At 76.1% G+C, this 15477-nt stretch carries 12 protein-coding genes and 1 pseudogene; 8 read left to right on the forward strand and 5 right to left on the reverse strand.

The genetic code is table 11. The annotated features are described in order from the left end of the window. Positions 1-3: 3 nt before the first annotated feature. Together PH190_RS05960 and PH190_RS05965 are read right to left on the reverse strand one after the other, a co-directional pair. Positions 4-1182, reverse strand: coding sequence for an NAD(P)/FAD-dependent oxidoreductase (locus PH190_RS05960; protein ID WP_274230570.1), 1179 nt, complete (start codon positions 1180-1182; stop codon positions 4-6). Between the two features lie 63 nt (positions 1183-1245). Beyond that, positions 1246-1818: an OsmC family protein gene (locus PH190_RS05965; RefSeq protein WP_274230571.1), complete on the reverse strand. Its 573-nt coding sequence runs from the start codon at positions 1816-1818 to the stop codon at positions 1246-1248. Between the two features lie 265 nt (positions 1819-2083). Between PH190_RS05965 and PH190_RS05970 the strand changes: the two genes are divergently transcribed. Next, positions 2084-2536, forward strand: coding sequence for an ester cyclase (locus tag PH190_RS05970; protein WP_274230572.1), 453 nt, complete (start codon positions 2084-2086; stop codon positions 2534-2536). Between the two features lie 9 nt (positions 2537-2545). On the opposite strand, the gene PH190_RS05975 is transcribed toward PH190_RS05970, so the two are convergent. Then, positions 2546-3898, reverse strand: coding sequence for an HNH endonuclease signature motif containing protein (locus tag PH190_RS05975; protein WP_274230573.1), 1353 nt, complete (start codon positions 3896-3898; stop codon positions 2546-2548). A gap of 173 nt (positions 3899-4071) precedes the next feature. On the opposite strand from PH190_RS05975, the gene PH190_RS05980 reads away from it, so the two are divergent. Next, positions 4072-4572, forward strand: coding sequence for a hypothetical protein (locus PH190_RS05980; RefSeq protein WP_274230574.1), 501 nt, complete (start codon positions 4072-4074; stop codon positions 4570-4572). Between the two features lie 139 nt (positions 4573-4711). Then, positions 4712-5047 (forward strand): annotated as a pseudogene (locus PH190_RS05985) (MaoC family dehydratase); the annotation flags it as partial. Positions 5048-5130: 83 nt separating this feature from the next. Here PH190_RS05985 and PH190_RS05990 read toward each other — a convergent pair. Next, positions 5131-5988 (reverse strand): LLM class flavin-dependent oxidoreductase, encoded by an 858-nt coding sequence (locus PH190_RS05990; protein WP_274230847.1) that lies wholly within the window; start codon positions 5986-5988, stop codon positions 5131-5133. 128 nt (positions 5989-6116) lie between these two features. On the opposite strand from PH190_RS05990, the gene PH190_RS05995 reads away from it, so the two are divergent. Beyond that, on the forward strand, positions 6117-6689 hold the full coding sequence (locus PH190_RS05995) for a TetR/AcrR family transcriptional regulator (protein WP_274230575.1): 573 nt from the start codon (positions 6117-6119) through the stop codon (positions 6687-6689). On the opposite strand, the gene PH190_RS06000 is transcribed toward PH190_RS05995, so the two are convergent. Further along, the gene (locus PH190_RS06000; RefSeq protein WP_274230576.1) at positions 6686-8398 is read right to left on the reverse strand and encodes a DNA repair helicase XPB; all 1713 of its coding nucleotides are present in this window, start codon (positions 8396-8398) and stop codon (positions 6686-6688) included. The genes PH190_RS05995 and PH190_RS06000 overlap by 4 nt on opposite strands. Positions 8399-8913: 515 nt before the next feature. Here PH190_RS06000 and PH190_RS06005 point away from each other — a divergent pair. The 4 genes from PH190_RS06005 to PH190_RS06020 are packed head-to-tail and all read left to right on the forward strand — an operon-like array spanning position 8914 to position 15470. Continuing rightward, complete coding sequence (locus PH190_RS06005) at positions 8914-13728, forward strand: sensor histidine kinase (protein WP_274230577.1); 4815 nt, start codon at positions 8914-8916, stop codon at positions 13726-13728. After that, a complete protein-coding gene (locus PH190_RS06010) occupies positions 13725-14147 on the forward strand; it encodes a roadblock/LC7 domain-containing protein (protein WP_133825801.1) in 423 nt (140 codons plus the stop codon). The genes PH190_RS06005 and PH190_RS06010 overlap by 4 nt, the downstream gene beginning before the upstream one ends. Positions 14148-14170: 23 nt before the next feature. After that, on the forward strand, positions 14171-14884 hold the full coding sequence (locus PH190_RS06015; RefSeq protein ID WP_274230578.1) for a DUF742 domain-containing protein: 714 nt from the start codon (positions 14171-14173) through the stop codon (positions 14882-14884). Beyond that, positions 14865-15470 (forward strand): GTP-binding protein, encoded by a 606-nt coding sequence (locus PH190_RS06020; protein ID WP_274230579.1) that lies wholly within the window; start codon positions 14865-14867, stop codon positions 15468-15470. The genes PH190_RS06015 and PH190_RS06020 overlap by 20 nt, the downstream gene beginning before the upstream one ends. The last annotated feature ends 7 nt before the right edge of the window (positions 15471-15477 follow it).

A 15477-nucleotide genomic window follows, 5' to 3' on the forward strand; every position in this document is an offset into this window, starting at 1 on the left:
TCCTCAGGCGGCGGTCTCGGTGGTGGGGGCGGTGTCGAAGCCGCGGATCTCGTCGACCTCGGGGCGCATGGCCCGGCTGAGTGCCGGCAGGAGCTCGCGCAGCTCGGCGAGGTCCCAGCGGTACGAGGCGATCCGCTCGGTGAGGGCGGCGACGTCGGCGGAGAGCCGGTCGCGGGTGTCCTGGTAGTCGCGCAGGGCGTCGGCGCGGGTGGGTCCCGACGATCCGAGCAGCGCGCGGGCGAGGAGCTCGGCGTCGCGCAGGGCATCGGTGATCCCGTGCGCGGTCAGCGGGTCCTTGAAATAGCCCGCGTCCCCGACCAGCGCCCACCCCGGCCCCCCGGCGCGGCGGACGAACCCGGGGACGCCGGGGAAGCCACGGACCCGCCGCGGGCCCGCATCGGGACCCCCGAGCCGGTCGCCCAGGTCGGGGGCGGCCTCGGCGAGCAGCGCCCGGTGGGCGCCCTCCAGGTCGCCGCGCAGGGCGTCGAACCGCGCGGTGGGGACGCCGACCCAGACGCAGGCCTCGTCGCCGGTGGTCGGGATGACGCCGGCGGTGAGCCCGGGCCGGTAGCACCAGCGGTAGCGGTCACGGGGCAGCCCGGGCAGGTAGGCGTAGAGGACGGCGCTCGACGCGGTCCCGGCGTGCTCGACCGGGGCGCCGACCGCGTCGGCGACCGTGGAGCGCCGCCCGTCGGCGCCGACGACGACTGCGGCGTGCGCGCGGACCGGGGTACGCGTCCCGCGCTCGACGTACTCGACGCCCGTCACGGTGCCGCGCTCGTCGCGCAGGACCTCGGTGACGCGGGCACCGAACACGACCTGCGCGCCGGCGTCCTGCGCGGCGTCCGCGAGGAGCGGGTCGAGGACCGTGCGGCGAGGCGCGCGCAGCGGCGTCGTCCCGGGGCGCGGGGCGACGGTCTCGACGTCGTCGCCGTAGCAGAACTCGGTGGCCGTGATCGCCGGGGCGCCCGCCGCGACGACGGCGGGCAGCAGCCCCCAGCGCTCGAGCTGGACCACCGCGCCGCGCATCAGCGCGTGGGTGGAGAGGGTGTCGGTGCCGGGTCGGGCGGAGTCGAGGACGAGGACGTCCTGGCCGCCGCGGGCCAGCAGCATCGCGGTGGCGGCGCCGGCGGGCCGGGCGCCGACGACGATCGCGTCGTACCGGCGGATCGGGGTGCTCATGGCGAGGGCCTCTCGGTGGGGCCGCCGGGGGCCGGGCGGGTCGCGCCCGGCCCCGGGCGGGTCTCAGTCGGTGATGACCTCGACCGACACCGGCACGCCGCGCGTGATGCTGTCGAACACCACGGAGCGGTCAGTGCCGCGCTGGACGACCTCGCGGAGCTTCTCCGGGGTCGCCTCGCCGGCGATGTGGACGGTGATGCGGATCTGCTCGAAGCCGTTGCGGATGCTGTCGTCGAGGCCCATGGCGCCCTGCACGTCCAGGTCGCCCTCGAGCGTCGAGGAGACCGCGGTGAGCTTCACCTTGCGGGCGGACGCCGCGTAGACGAGCGAGGTCGTCACGCAGGCGGCGAGGGCGTGCAGCAGGAACTCGGCCGGGTTGGGGCCGTCGTCCTCACCGATGAGGATCGCGGGCTCGCCGGCGTCCAGCGTGAACGCCGCCGCGCGGGAGGTGTCCTCGCCACCCGCCGCGTAGAAGTCCTTGATCGTGCTGCGGTTGTGCGAGCCGCCCATCCACTCGTTGCGGGCCCGGAACCGGAACCGCGCGAGCTCGGGCTGGGCCTTCAGCACGTCGAGGGTGGCGAAGAGGTTGGTGGTGTCCACGCCGTTGCGGACGGTGTGGGTGATCGTCTCGGTCATGGTGCGCTTCCGGTGGTCGGTGGGGCTGTTCGGCCTCACCACCGTCGGGCGCGGACCCCGCCCCGGACATCGGCAGCACCTGCCCAAGCCGGCGCGGTGGGTGCCCACGTCGCGCACGCCGTCACCGACACCGGCCGGCGCCGCCGGGAGATGGGTACCGGGAGTGCCGATGTGGGTGGTGCCGGCGCTTCACGGGGGCGCCGGAGCGTCCTTCACTCGACCTGTCGGCCTCGTCGAGGCCCGCACATCGCACCCGGGAGGACCCATGACCACCACCGACCTCGTCACGCGCCTGCTCGACCTCTGGTCGACCCCGCTGCCCGCCGACGACGAGACGGCGCTCCCCGGCTTCGCCGCGCTCTACACCGACCCGGTGACGATCAACGGCGCGGCGATGTCGCTCGCCGACCTGCTGGCCCGCGCCCGCGCGACCCAGACCGCCTACGGCGGGATCGAGCGCGAGGTCCTCGAGCGGGTCGAGGCCCCGGGCAAGCTCGTCGTGGCGTTCCGACTCACGGGCACCCACACCGGCCCGGTCGCGACCCCGCTGGGCGTCGTGCCCGCGACCGGCCGCCCCGTCGACCTGCGCGTGATCGACGTCCTCACGATCACCGACGGCAGGATCAGCGACGTCGTCATGGTGGCCGACGAGCTCGCGAACCTGCACCGGCTCGGCGTCCTCGCGCTGACCACCGACGGGACGGACGGCGCGGGGTAGGCGTCGCGGTCAGGTGGGGATGCGGGGTCGTCCGCCGGGTCGGGGTCTTCGGTCGGGGTCGATGATCCAGGGTGGGGTGAACCAGGGCCGGTCCTCGATCATCTCGATCTGCCAGTGGCCGTGGTGGATGAGCTGGTGGTGGTGGCGGCAGAGCAGGCACATGTTGTCCAGCGCCGTGGGTCCGCCGTCGAGCCAGTGGCGAATGTGGTGGGCGTGGCAGCGGCGGGGGCGGCGGGTGCAGCCGGGGAACGCGCAGCCGCCGTCGCGCAGGTTCAGTGCGCGGCGCAGGGCGTCGGGGGCGGTGCGCTGGGTGCGCCCGACGTCGAGGGGTTCGGAGCGGGAGCCGAGGATCATGGGGACGATCTCGGCGTCGCAGGCCCAGCGGCGCACGGTGGCGGGGTCGACGGCGTGCCCGGAGTCCAGGATGCCGTGGCCGCCGCGCTCGGCGAGGGCGGCGCAGAGCCAGCGGTGGTCGATGGTGATCGTGAGCAGCGCCCGCCCGGGCCGCTCGGTCCACCCACCCGTCGAGGGAGCCGGGTCGGGGCGGCGCGGCGCGGGGATCAACGCGAGCTCGTCGTCCTGGGGCTGGGCGTCCTGGGGCTGGGTGTCGCGGTGTTCGTGGCGGGTGTCGGTCACCAGGCCGCGGGGTCCGCGGGTGTCCCCGACGAGCTCGGTGAACGCGTCGGCCTGGCGTTTGACCAGGCCCCGCTCGTCGTCGGCGCCCGCGGGCGCGGCCAGCACCCCGAACACCTCGATGACCATCTCGGCGTCGAGGGGGTCACCGAGCCGGCCGGTGAACACCAGCGACCCGTCCTTGCGTCGCAGCAGCCGCAGCTCGTCGAGGGCGTCCTCGCCGTCGGGTGGGGCGGCGCCGTCGGGGTCGTAGAGGTCGACGAACTTCTTCGCCAGCACCCGCAGCATCCGCGGCGGCAGCACCTGGGCCTGCTCGGCCAGCGTGCGCTCCACCCCGGACCACTCCTGCGGTGGCGGTGGGGGCATCAGGGCGTCGAGATGGCGCATCGTGTCCCGGATGACCTTCACGTGCGCCGGGTCGATCGCCCCCGCGGCCAGCGCGTCCGCGGTGGCCGGCAGCCGCGCGGGCAACAGCTCGCCGTGCAGCGAGGTCCGCGCACACAGATCGGCGGCCTCAGCCACCAGGCGTTTCGCGTCGGCGCGGTCGAGGTTGTCGCGGTCGGCGACCAGCGCCTCGAGCGAGCGGTAGCCCGCGGCCACGACCGTGTTCAGGTCGGCGAGCGTGGCGATGGCCTGCAGGCGGCGGTGATAACCCGCGCGCTGAGCGATCACGTCCGCGCGGGCCCGCGCGAGCGCCTCCCGCTCGGCCGCACCCACCGCTTCGCTCACGTGTTCGACGGTAGCCCCGACCCCCGACAGTCCCGCCCCGCTGCAGGGGCGGCAACGGGGACCTGGGCGTGGCCGGCCACCGAGATGGGTGGCCGACGCCGTTGGCCCTACCGCCCCGGCGCCGCATCCTGGCCCGGCGACCGCGCCACGTCGTCACCGCCGGGAGGGAACCGATGAACGCCGCCCTGAGCTTCTACCAGCTGCTGACCACGGTGAGCTTCACCCTGCTCGGGCTGTGGTTCGTCGTGCTCGGGCTCGACCCGCGGTGGCGTCAGGACCCCACCCGGCACCGGGCGAGCCTGCACACCACCCTGATGTTCTTCCTGCCGGGCGTGATGGGACTCGGCTCGGTCCTCTCCGGGGGCGACGCGCTGTTCTGGCGGCTGTTCTTCGTCGTCGGCGGGCTCGTCGGGCTGGTCGAGGCGGTGGCGTACCTGCGGGCCCCGGCCGACGGGGACCGGGTGCTGCGGCCCCTCGAACCGCTGGTCTACGCCGCGGTCGTGGGCGCCGCGCTCGTGCCCGGGCCGGTCCTCGGACTGGTGCCCCTGCAGGTCGAGGGCCTCGCGACCGGGCTCGTGTTCGTCGGCGGCCTGGCCCGGTTGTGGCTGGCGCTCACCCGCAGCGCGACGCCGGCGCGGCCGGGGATCGGGGCGCCCGTCGGTCGCCCCCGGTAGGCACGACGCCGGTCGTGCCCGCGATGTGGGCAGTCCGGCCCGGGCAGATGGGCAGTGCACGCCCTCGGCCCCGACGACCGTCCTCCCTAGCGTCGTCGGTGCCCGGAGGACCCCGGGCCCGACGAGGGAGGTGCCCGACATGACGACGCCGAGCAGCGGGGCCGTGCCGCGGGTGGGCCAGCGGGCCGACCGGTCGCGGTTGGTCACCCGCCGCGACATCGAGCTGTTCACCGCGATCTCCGGCGACCGCAACCCGCTGCACTACGACGACGAGTTCGCCGCGGCGACGCGCTTCGGCGGCATCGTCGTCCAGGGCGGCGTCACCACGGCCGTCCTCAACGCCGTCGTCGCCGAGGACCTCCCCGGCCCCGGCAGCGTCTTCCTGCAGCTCGACCTGCGCTTCCTCGCCCCCGTCCGCCCCGGCGACGTGATCACCGGGTCGGTCGAGGTGACGGCCGCGCGCACCGACAAGCCGATCACCGAGCTCGCGGTGCGCGTGACCCGCGGCGACGACGTCGTGGCCGTCGAGGGCACCGCGGTCTGCTGGACCGCGCGGCCTCAGCCCACCGCGGCGGCCCGGGACGGCGCGACCACCTCGTCGGCGACCCAGCGCGCCACGCCCGCGGGCCAGGGCGCGGGCAGTCCGAGCACCAGGTGCGAGAACCCGGCCTCGACCGCCGCGGCGGCGGCGTCGCGGGTGGCGCCGGGGTCGTCGTAGGCGACCGGCAGGAAGATCGAGCGCGTGATCTCCGCGGGGTCCCGGCCGATCTCGGCGCAGTAGCGGTCGAGCAGGGCGCTGCGCTCGACGCAGTCTGCGAGGTCGCCGCCGGGGATGTTCCAGAGGTCGGCGTGGCGGGCGACCACGCGCAGGGTCGCCGACGCCCGGCCCCCGACGAGGATCGGCGGGCGGGGTCGCTGGAGGGGCTTCGGGTTGCCCCACGCGCCCGTGACCTGCACGTGCTCGCCGTGGTGGTCGAACGGCGCGTCCTCGGTCCAGATCCGCTCGATGACCGTGCAGGCCTCGTCCAGCGCGGCGACCGAGTCGCCGAAGTCGTGGTACGGCAGGCCATGGGCCTCGTACTCGCGGCGTGCCCACGGGACGCTCGGGCGGGAGCCGGCGCCGATGCCGAGGTCGAGCCGCCCGCCCGAGACGTGGTCGACCGTCGTCGCGATCTTCGCGAGCAGGGCCGGCGGGCGGATGCGGTTGCTCGTCACCATGACGCCGAGGCGCAGCCGGCGCGTGCGGGCCGCGAGCGCCGAGAGCAGCGTCCAGCCCTCGAGGATCGGGCCGTCCGGGTCGCCGCCGATGGGCAGCAGGTGGTCGAACAGCCACGCGTGCTCGATCTCGGGGACCTCGTCGGCCTCCTCCCACACGCGCAGCACGTCGGCGTACCCGACCTGCTGCGGCGCGGTCATGATGCCGAAGCTCGTCGCGGTCACGGCCGTCTCCCCTCGCCGGTGCGCGCCGTCTACCCTGACGAGACGGAACGCGGTTCCACCAACGTTACGGAACAACGTTCCGTTTGTCGACGACGGGGACGGGGATGACCGAGGGGACGGGGCGCGCGCCGCGGCGCCGGGCCGACGCGCGGCGCAACGAGAGCGCGCTGCTCGACGCGGCGGCGGCGGTGTTCGTCGCGTCCGGGGTCGAGGCGCCGGTGCGCGACATCGCCGCGAAGGCCGGCGTCGGCGTCGGCACGGTCTACCGCCACTTCCCGACGCGCGCGGACCTCGTCGTCGCGGTCTACCGCCACCAGGTCGAGGCGTGCGCCGTCGCCGGCGAGCAGGCCCTCGAGCACACCGACAGCCCGTTCGAGGCCCTGCGGGGCTGGATCGACGTGTTCGTCGACTTCCTCGTCACCAAGCACGGCCTGGCGGGCGCGCTGCAGTCCGACGACCCGCAGTTCCAGGTGCTGCACGCGTACTTCCTCGACCGCCTCCTGCCCGTCGGTACCCGGCTGCTCGAGGCCGGGGTGGCCGCGGGCGAGGTGCGCGACGACGTCAGCGCGATGGAGCTGATGCGCGGGGTCGGCGGGCTGTGCATCGGCCCGGCCGACGACCGCTACGACGTGCGGCACACCGTCGGGGTGTTCCTCGACGGGATGCGCGCCCCCTAGCTCTGCGGGTCCCGGCGCTCCGACTCCGGCTCGCCCTCGGTCTCGGTGCCCGGGATCGCCGGGCCGAGCAGGTCGTCGGCGTCGACGATGCGGTACGCGTAGCCCTGCTCGGCGAGGAAGCGCTGGCGGTGGGCGGCGTACTCGGCGTCGATCGAGTCGCGCGCGACCACCGAGTAGAAGTGCGCCTGCCGGCCGTCGCCCTTGGGGCGCAGGAGCCGGCCGAGGCGCTGGGCCTCCTCCTGGCGCGACCCGAACGTCCCCGACACCTGCACGGCGACCGACGCCTCGGGCAGGTCGATGGAGAAGTTCGCGACCTTCGACACGACCAGCACCGGGATCTCGCCCCGACGGAACCGGTCGAACAGGACCTCGCGCTCCTTGTTCTTCGTCGAGCCCTGGATCACCGGGGCGTCGAGGGCCACGCCGAGCTCGTCGAGCTGGTCGAGGTAGGCGCCGATGACCAGCGCAGGCTCGCCGCGGTGGCGCTCGAGGATGCTCTTCACCACCGGGATCTTGGTGTTGGCGCAGGCGCAGAGTCGGTAGCGCTCGTCGGCCTCGGCGGTGGCGTAGATGATCCGCTCGTTGTCGGTCATGGTCACGCGGACCTCGACGCAGTCGGCGGGCGCCACCCAGCCCTGCGACTCGATGTCGCGCCACGGGGCGTCGTAGCGCTTCGGGCCGATGAGCGAGAACACGTCGCCCTCGCGGCCGTCCTCGCGCACGAGCGTGGCGGTGAGGCCGAGGCGACGGCGCGACTGCAGGTCCGAGGTCATGCGGAACACCGGCGCGGGCAGCAGGTGGACCTCGTCGTAGATGATCAGGCCCCAGTCGCGGGTGTCGAAGAGCTCGAGCGCGCGGTACTCGCCCTTCGACTTGCGGGTCATCACCTGGTAGGTCGCGATGGTGACCGGGCGGATCTCCTTGCGCTCGCCCGAGTACTCGCCGATCTCGTCCTCGGTCAGCGACGTGCGCGCGACGAGCTCGCGCTTCCACTGCCGGCCAGCGACGGTGTTGGTGACGAGGATGAGCGTCGTGGCCCCGGCCTTCGCCATCGCCGCCGCGCCGACCAGGGTCTTGCCGGCCCCGCAGGGCAGGACGACGACGCCCGAGCCGCCGTGCCAGAAGCCCTCGACGGCGTCGGCCTGGTAGTCGCGCAGCTCCCAGTCGTCCTGGACCAGCGAGATGGGGTGCGCCTCGCCGTCGACGTAGCCCGCGAGGTCCTCGGCCGGCCAGCCGACCTTGAGCAGCGCCTGCTTGAGCCGTCCGCGCTCGGACGGGTGCACCGTCACGGTGTCGTCGTCGATGCGGTCGCCCAGCATCGGGGCGATCTTCTTGTTGCGCAGGACCTCCTCGAGGACCGCGCGGTCGTTCGACAGCATGACCAGGCCGTGGACCGGCGAGTTGGTCAGCTGGAGGCGCCCGTAGCGGCCCATGGTGTCGACGACGTCGACGAGCAGGGCCTGGGGCACGGCGTAGCGGGAGTACTGGACGAGCGCGTCGACGACCTGCTCCGCGTCGTGACCCGCGGCGCGGGCGTTCCACAGCGCCAGCGGCGTCACACGGTAGGTGTGGACGTGCTCGGGCGCGCGCTCCAGCTCGGCGAACGGCGCGATCGCCTGCCGAGCGGCGGGCGCGGCCTCGTGGTCGACCTCGAGCAGCAAGGTCTTGTCGGACTGGACGATGAGCGGTCCGTTGCCGGGCTGACTCAACCTCTCGACCTCCGGGCACGTGGACGGGTGGTCCGTCCCATTGTCCTCCGGGACACCGACAGGCCGTCGGGCGGAGCAGGGACACCGCTCGGGGAGCGCTGTGGAACGGCCGGTCATTCCCTGGGGCGCGACCGTTACAGTGGCCATGCCCTACCCACCCACGCTCGAGCCCGCCCTCGAGGAGTGACCACCGACCCGATGGGCTGACGGCGCCGCGCACGTCGGCGTCCCGGCCCGCCTGTTGCGTGGTCCCCGCGCGGCCCCGCCGCCCGTGGACCCCGCACCGACCGCCCTGGACGCCTGACCACGCTGATGCGCTCGCCCGCCCTGCTCCCCGTCCGTTGTGCCGACGTGTCACCACGCGGCCGCACGGTGTCACCCACGTGCCACCCCGCGCGGCGGTCGGAGCGCACCATAGCCCATCGCTCGTCACCCAGCGTCGACCAGGGACGCGTTCGGCGTGGGGGCGCGCCGGGCGACCTCCGACCGACCGGCGGAACCGGGAGGACCCGTCCGTGACCACCCACGAACGAGCACCCGAGCGCACGCCGGTGCGGTACCACGACCCGCACGACGGCCGCCCCGGCGACGACCGCGCCGGCGGCGACTGGACCGAACGCCTGGCGCTGCGCAACTGGAGCCTGCCGGTCAAGCTCGCGGCGGTCCTGCTGGTGCCGACGCTGTTCGTGCTGACGCTCGGCGTGCTGCGGATCGTCGAGGAGACGCGCGAGGCGGCGGCGTACGACAACGTGCAGCAGGCGGTGGCCCTCGAGGACAGCACCGCGCAGGTCCTGGGTGACCTCGCCGACGAGCGCTCGGCCGCCGCGGTCTACGTCGCGGCCAACCGGGCGGGCGGCTCCGGACCGGTCGAGGAGCGCATCGCGGCGACGACCGAGGCCGTCTCGCAGCTGCGCCGCGCGGCCGGGTCGGCCGACTCGCTCGACCAGCAGACGCGCACGGCCCTCGACCAGGCCGACGCCGAGTTCGAGCAGCTCGACCAGCTGCGCGACGACGTCATCGACGGTCGGACCGACGCCGCCGGCGCGATCGCGCGCTACACCGAGACCATCGACAGCGTCGAGATCTTCGACCGCTCGCTCTCGCGCGAGGCCGCCGACCCGAGCGTCGCGGGCCTCGCGTCCGGGCTCTACTCGCTCTCGGTGGTGCGCGAGGAGGACGCCTACGTCCAGGCCGTCGTCGCCGCCGGGATCGCCGCGGGCCGCATCGACGCCCCTTCGATCGACCAGGCGCGCAACGCGACGCTGCGCCGCTCGATCGCCGTCGACGACTTCCGCTCGGCGATCGGCACCGACAACGCCGCGCTCGCCGACGCCGTCGTCGGGCCGGACGTGAACAACCGCGACCTGCTCGCCCAGGTGGTCCTCGGCCGCGGCGCCGCGGGCCTCCCGCTGCAGGTCGCGGGGCCGGACTGGGAGCGCGCGTCGGCCGCCGTCGAGGACCGCGACGCCGCGACCGCCGAGCAGCTGCGCGGCCAGCTCCAGGAGCAGGCCGGCTCGCTGCAGGCCACCGCGCGGAGCAACGCCGGCATCTCGTCGGTGGTCCTGCTGCTCGCGCTGATGGCCGGTGCGGCCGTGGTCTTCTTCGTCACCCGCTCGCTGCTGCGCCCGCTGCGCCTGCTGCGCCGCACCGCGCTCGACGTGGCCGAGCGGCGCCTCCCGCAGGCGGTGCGCAGCCTGCGCGAGGGCGAGACGCCCGACACCACGATCGTCCCCACGCCGATCACCACGCGCGAGGAGATCGGGCAGGTCGCGCGGGCGTTCGACCAGGTCCACGAGCAGGCGGTCCGCCTGGCCGCCGAGCAGGCGGGCCTGCGCTCCGCGTTCAACTCGATCTTCGTGAACCTGTCGCGGCGCTCGCAGGCGCTGGTCGAGCGCCAGCTGCGCCTCATCGAGCAGCTGGAGAACTCCGAGGAGGACCCGGAGGCGCTCTCCAACCTCTTCCAGCTCGACCACCTCGCGACGCGCATGCGCCGCAACTCCGAGAACCTGCTGGTCCTCTCGGGCACCGACCTCTCGCGCCGCGGCAGCCGCCCGGTGCCGCTGGTGGACGTGCTGCGCGCCGCGGCGTCGGAGGTCGAGCAGTACCAGCGCATCGACCTCGCCCAGCTCCCGCAGGCCCAGCTGCTCGGCCGCACCGCGAGCGACGTCGTGCACCTGGTGGCCGAGCTCCTCGAGAACGCCACCACGTTCTCCGCCCCCGACACCCGCGTGCGGGTGCAGGCGACGCAGAACAGCGACGGCTCGGTGCTCGTCGAGATCCTCGACTCGGGTGTCGGCATGAGCGAGGAGGACCTGCACGAGGCCAACGTCCGCCTCGACTCGCCGCCGACCGTCGACGTCTCCGCGTCCCGCCGCATGGGCCTGTTCGTGGTCGGCCGCCTGGCCACGCGCCACGGGATCACCGTCGAGCTCCGCAACCGCGAGGACGGGGGCGTCGCCGCGACGGCGCTCGTACCCGCCTCCGCGGTGCTCGCGGTCGTCGAGCAGGGCGCGCCGGCGGTCGGTGTCGGCGCGGCCGTGCGCGGCGGCGACGGTGCCGTGGGCGCCGGCGCGGTGCCCGAGCAGGCGCGGGGCGGCGCCACCGGCCTGCCCCAGCGCACCCGGCGCGCGCCCGGCACGCCGAGCTCGTACTTCTCGCCCGCCCAGGAACAGGGTCGGCCCGCGCCCGACGGCAGCCCCAACCGCGGCACGAACGGCAGCCCGAACGGGTCGCCGGACCAGCGCCCGGTCCTGCCGCGCCGCGGCGCCGCGACCGGCGCGCCGGGGACCAACGGGCACACCCACGACCACCCGAACGGCGCCGGGCCGGGTGGACCCGGAGGTCCGGGTGGCCCGGCGGGTCCGGGTGGTCCCGGGCGTCGGCCCGCTCCGGCCGAGCCGGGGCCCGCCCAGCGCCCGGAACGGGAGCCCGCCGACGCCACGGTGGAGGAGCAGGAGGCGGTCGCCGAGGGTGCACCGGTCGACGGCGCGGTCGAGGAGCACCGCGGCGCCGCGCCCGAGCAGGTGGCGCAGCAGTCCTCCGAGCAGACCGAGCAGCCCGGCGACGCCCAGGAGGGCGGCCGGCACGGGTTCGTCGGCGGCGCGGCGGCCGCGGCCGGCGGTGCCGCCGCCCTGATCGGTGCGGCGGCCGCGCGCCGGCGCAGCCGACGGTCCGAGGAGCCCGGTCCCGCCGACGCGGAGGGGCCCGCGCACGACGACGAGGCCGCGGTCGAGGCGTCCGACGGTCACGAGGCCGACGCGGACGTCACGGAGCAGCCCGACGAGGCCGACGACCGGGGACGCCGTTCCGCCGGGGCGCCGTACGGCCCGACGCCCGGTGCCCGGCACGGCCCGCTGCCGGGACGCCCCGGCCAGCCCGGCGGCCCGGGTGGTCCCGGGGCACCGACGGGTCCCGGCGGCTACGGCAGCGGTGGCGGCACCGGCACCCCGGGGCCCGCGGGGCCCGCGGGCCCCGCCGGTCCCGTGTGGGGCCCGTCGCCCGGCGGTCCGGGTCAGCCCGGCGGTCCGGGTGGGCCCGGGGGCCCGCCGCTCGGCTGGCGTGGCGGCCCGCCCGGACGCGGCCCCGGTGGTCCCGGCAGCTCCGGTGGTCCCGGCGGCCCTGCTGGCCCTGGTGGCCCGAACGGTCCGTACGGCCCGCCGCGCCGGCCCGCCGCCGGGCCGCCCATGTGGAACGGCGCGCCGGTCGTGCCCCCGCCCGGTCCCACGCCGACCGACGAGGAGCAGGCCGACGCGGTCCCGGCGGACGAGGTCGTCGCTGACGAAGGCCCGGTCGAGGAGTCGCCCGAGGTCTTCGTGGACGAGGACCCCGAGGTCGAGGCGCTCGTCGACGACCGCACCGCGTTCGCCGTGCCCGAGACGCCGGCGGCCGGGGACGCCCCCGGTGCCGGTGGCGGGACCGGCGAGGAGACCGAGGGCGCGGACGCGGCGGCGGAGGGCCTGCCCTCCCGCATGCCGAGCCGGCGGGGCACGTTCCCGCTGCGCCCGCGCGTCGTGCAGACGCAGCGGCGACCGGGACTGGGTCCGGACACGCCGCACCCGGGGACCCCGGTGCCTCCGGCGTCCGACGGGCCGGCCGACGCCGAGCCCGAGGTCGCGGGCGCCGACGCCCCCGCGGCTGACACCTCCCCGGCCACCGCGGCCGACGCCGCCGACGCCGCCGACGCCACCGCCGCGCCGGAGGCCCCCGAGGCGCCGGCCGGACCCGAGCCGCTGCCGCGGCGCCGGGCCCCGGGCGCGCCCACGGGCGACCAGGACGCCGAGGACACGGGCCGCGGGCCCGGCGCCCCGGACGAGGCCGAGGAGGCGGCGCCGGGCGAGCCCCGCGGCATCCGTCCCTCCGGCCGACGGCTCCCGCCCAGCGGCGCGCCGTTCTCGCCCGGCATGGCACCGCGGCTGCGGCCGCGCCGCCCGGCGGGCGAGCCGACCGAGGAACGCGAGCCCGCGGAGTCGTTCGCCCAGGACCCGACCCAGGAGTCGACCCCGGAGCCGCCGGCACCGGAGGCGGCGGCGTCGGCCGAGGGCGCGGCCCCGTCCGCACCGTTCGACCCCTCCTCGCCGGCCGGCCCGGCCGCCCCGTACCCGGCCCGGAGCCAGGGGCCGGCACCGACCGAGCAGCCACCGGCCCCGCGCGGTGCCGGGTCGGGCCCGGCCGGCACCGACCCCGGCGCGCCCGTCCCCGGCGGCGGCCCGCTCCCGTCGCGGGCGCGGCGTCCGCAGGGCCCGGACGGCCCCCCGGCGCCGTTCGGTCCGCCGTCGGCGATGCCGGCCGGACCGGACCGCCTCTTCGACCCGACCCCGTCGGGCGAGGGCAACGGCCGCCCGCGCAACGGTGGCCGCACCCCCGGCCGGGCGGTCCCGGAGCGCCTGGCCGGGCGGGCGGGGGCCCCGCAGCGGGAGCGGACGCCGATCTACGACGAGGTCGCGTCCGCGTGGTTCCGCGAGGCACCGCCGTCCGCGGGGCCCGACGAGGCCGAGTGGGCCTCGACGTCCGGCGACGAGGGATGGCGGGCGGCCGCGGCCACCGCCGACGCCCTCGACGCCGGGGTGAGCGCGGATGGCACGACCGAGGCCGGTCTGCCGCGGCGCCGTCCGAAGGCCCAGCTCGTGCCCGGGGCTGCGCGCTCCGGGGGCGGGGCGCCCGGTGACGGTCCCGCACCCGCGGGTCCGCGTCGCAGCGCCGACGCGATCCGCGGCCGACTGGCGAGCTATCAGCGAGGTGTGGCCGACGGGCGGACGACTCGTGCGGCCCGACCCGCCGAGACCGAGGGCGAGCCGCCGGCGGCGCGTCCCGGGGACGAGGAGGAGCAGTGACCGGAGCCCAGTCGCAGCCGAGCCGCTTCGGCTGGTTGGTCTCGAACTTCGCCGAGCGGGTGCCGGGGGTGGCGCACGCGGTCGTCGTGTCGGCCGACGGACTGCTGCTCACGGCGTCCAACCGGCTGCCGCGCGACCGGGCGGACCAGCTCGCCGCGGTCGCGTCCGGCCTCATCAGCCTCACGCAGGGCGCCGCGCGCTGCTTCGAGGCGGGCGAGGTCGTCCAGACCGTGGTGGAGATGGAGCGGGGGATCGTGCTGCTCATGTCCATCAGCGACGGGTCGTGCCTGGCCACGCTGGCCGCGCCGAACTGCGACATCGGGCTGGTCGGCTACGAGATGACCCTGCTCGTCGACCGCGTCGGGCAGCTGCTGACCCCCGAGCTCCGCGCCGAGCTGCAGGGGTCAGCGGTGCGATGACCGTGTCGAGGGGGTGACGACCGGTGAGCGATGACCGCGGCGAGTCCTTCGCCGACGTCCTCAACGGGATCAGCGGGCCGCCGCCGAAGCCGCGCGGTGAACGCCGCGGGCTCTTCCGGCGTCGGCGCTCCGCCGAGCCCGAGGAGACGTCGCCGGAGGTCACGCCGGCCGGCCGCCGGGACGGCGGGGAGGACGGGGACGACGCTGCCCCCGGCCACCCGACCGGCGGTTCCGTCGCCCCCGACGGCTACCTGTACGGCGAGGGCGTGCCCGGGGGCCCGGACGGCGCCCACGCGCTGGCCCCGGGCGAGCCGCAGACCGCGCCGTACGGTGTCCCGCAGCCGGGCCCGCCGCGGCACGAGCTCCCCGAGCCCGAGGCACCGGGCGAGCGCGCCGAGGACGTCGCGATCGTGCGTCCCTACGCCTGGACCGGCGGACGGACCCGCCCGGTCTACGACCTCGCCGTCGAGACGCTGGTCTCGGTCGGCGGGGCGGGCCGCGACCCGTCGCGGATCCCCCAGTACGAGCACCGTGCCGTGGCCGAGCTGTGCCGCGAGCCCCGATCGGTCGCGGAGGTGGCGGCGATGATGTCGATCCCGCTCGGCGTGGCCCGGGTGCTCATCGGCGACATGGCCTCGCAGGGCACCGTCGTGGTGCACCAGACCGCCTCGACCTCGGGCGACGTCCCGGACCTGGCGTTGATGGAAAGGGTGTTGAGTGGACTTCGACGGCTCTGACGCAGCGGTCGCGGCCGAGCCGGTCCCGACCACCACGTCGGCCAAGATCGTCGTGGCCGGGGGGTTCGGGGTCGGCAAGACGACGTTCGTGGGCTCGGTCTCCGAGATCGACCCGCTGACCACCGAGGCCGTGATGACCGACGCCAGCTCGGGCGTCGACGACCTGTCGGCGGTGCCGAACAAGCGCACGACCACGGTGGCCATGGACTTCGGCCGCGTCTCGCTCGACTCGGACCTGATCCTCTACCTGTTCGGGACGCCCGGGCAGGACCGGTTCTGGTTCATGTGGGACGACCTCGTGCGCGGCGCCATCGGCGCGGTCGTGCTGGCCGACACCCGGCGCCTCGCCGACTGCTTCGCCGCGGTCGACTTCTTCGAGGACCGGCGGCTGCCCTACGTGCTCGGCGTCAACTGCTTCGACGGCGTCCTGCGCCACGACCTCGAGGACGTCCGCGAGGCGCTGGCCATCGACCCGTCGGTGCCGATCCTCACCGTCGACGCCCGCGACCGGGAGTCGACGAAGCAGACGCTCATCGCGCTCGTGGAGCACGCGATGCAGGTCTGGGCGGTCGGCGCCCGGGCCTAGTGGGTGG

Source organism: Actinomycetospora straminea (assembly GCF_028737255.1).
GTDB classification, from domain to species: Bacteria; Actinomycetota; Actinomycetes; order Mycobacteriales; family Pseudonocardiaceae; genus Actinomycetospora; species Actinomycetospora straminea.

Bases quoted from the DNA above. Each gene is read 5' to 3' on its own strand.
- PH190_RS05960 (WP_274230570.1), bottom strand. From the start codon at position 1,182: ATGAGCACCCCGATCCGCCGGTACGACGCGATCGTCGTCGGCGCCCGG.
- PH190_RS05965 (WP_274230571.1), bottom strand. From the start codon at position 1,818: ATGACCGAGACGATCACCCACACCGTCCGCAACGGCGTGGACACCACC.
- PH190_RS05970 (WP_274230572.1), top strand. From the start codon at position 2,084: ATGACCACCACCGACCTCGTCACGCGCCTGCTCGACCTCTGGTCGACC.
- PH190_RS05980 (WP_274230574.1), top strand. From the start codon at position 4,072: ATGAACGCCGCCCTGAGCTTCTACCAGCTGCTGACCACGGTGAGCTTC.
- PH190_RS05990 (WP_274230847.1), bottom strand. From the start codon at position 5,988: ATGACCGCGCCGCAGCAGGTCGGGTACGCCGACGTGCTGCGCGTGTGG.
- PH190_RS05995 (WP_274230575.1), top strand. From the start codon at position 6,117: ATGACCGAGGGGACGGGGCGCGCGCCGCGGCGCCGGGCCGACGCGCGG.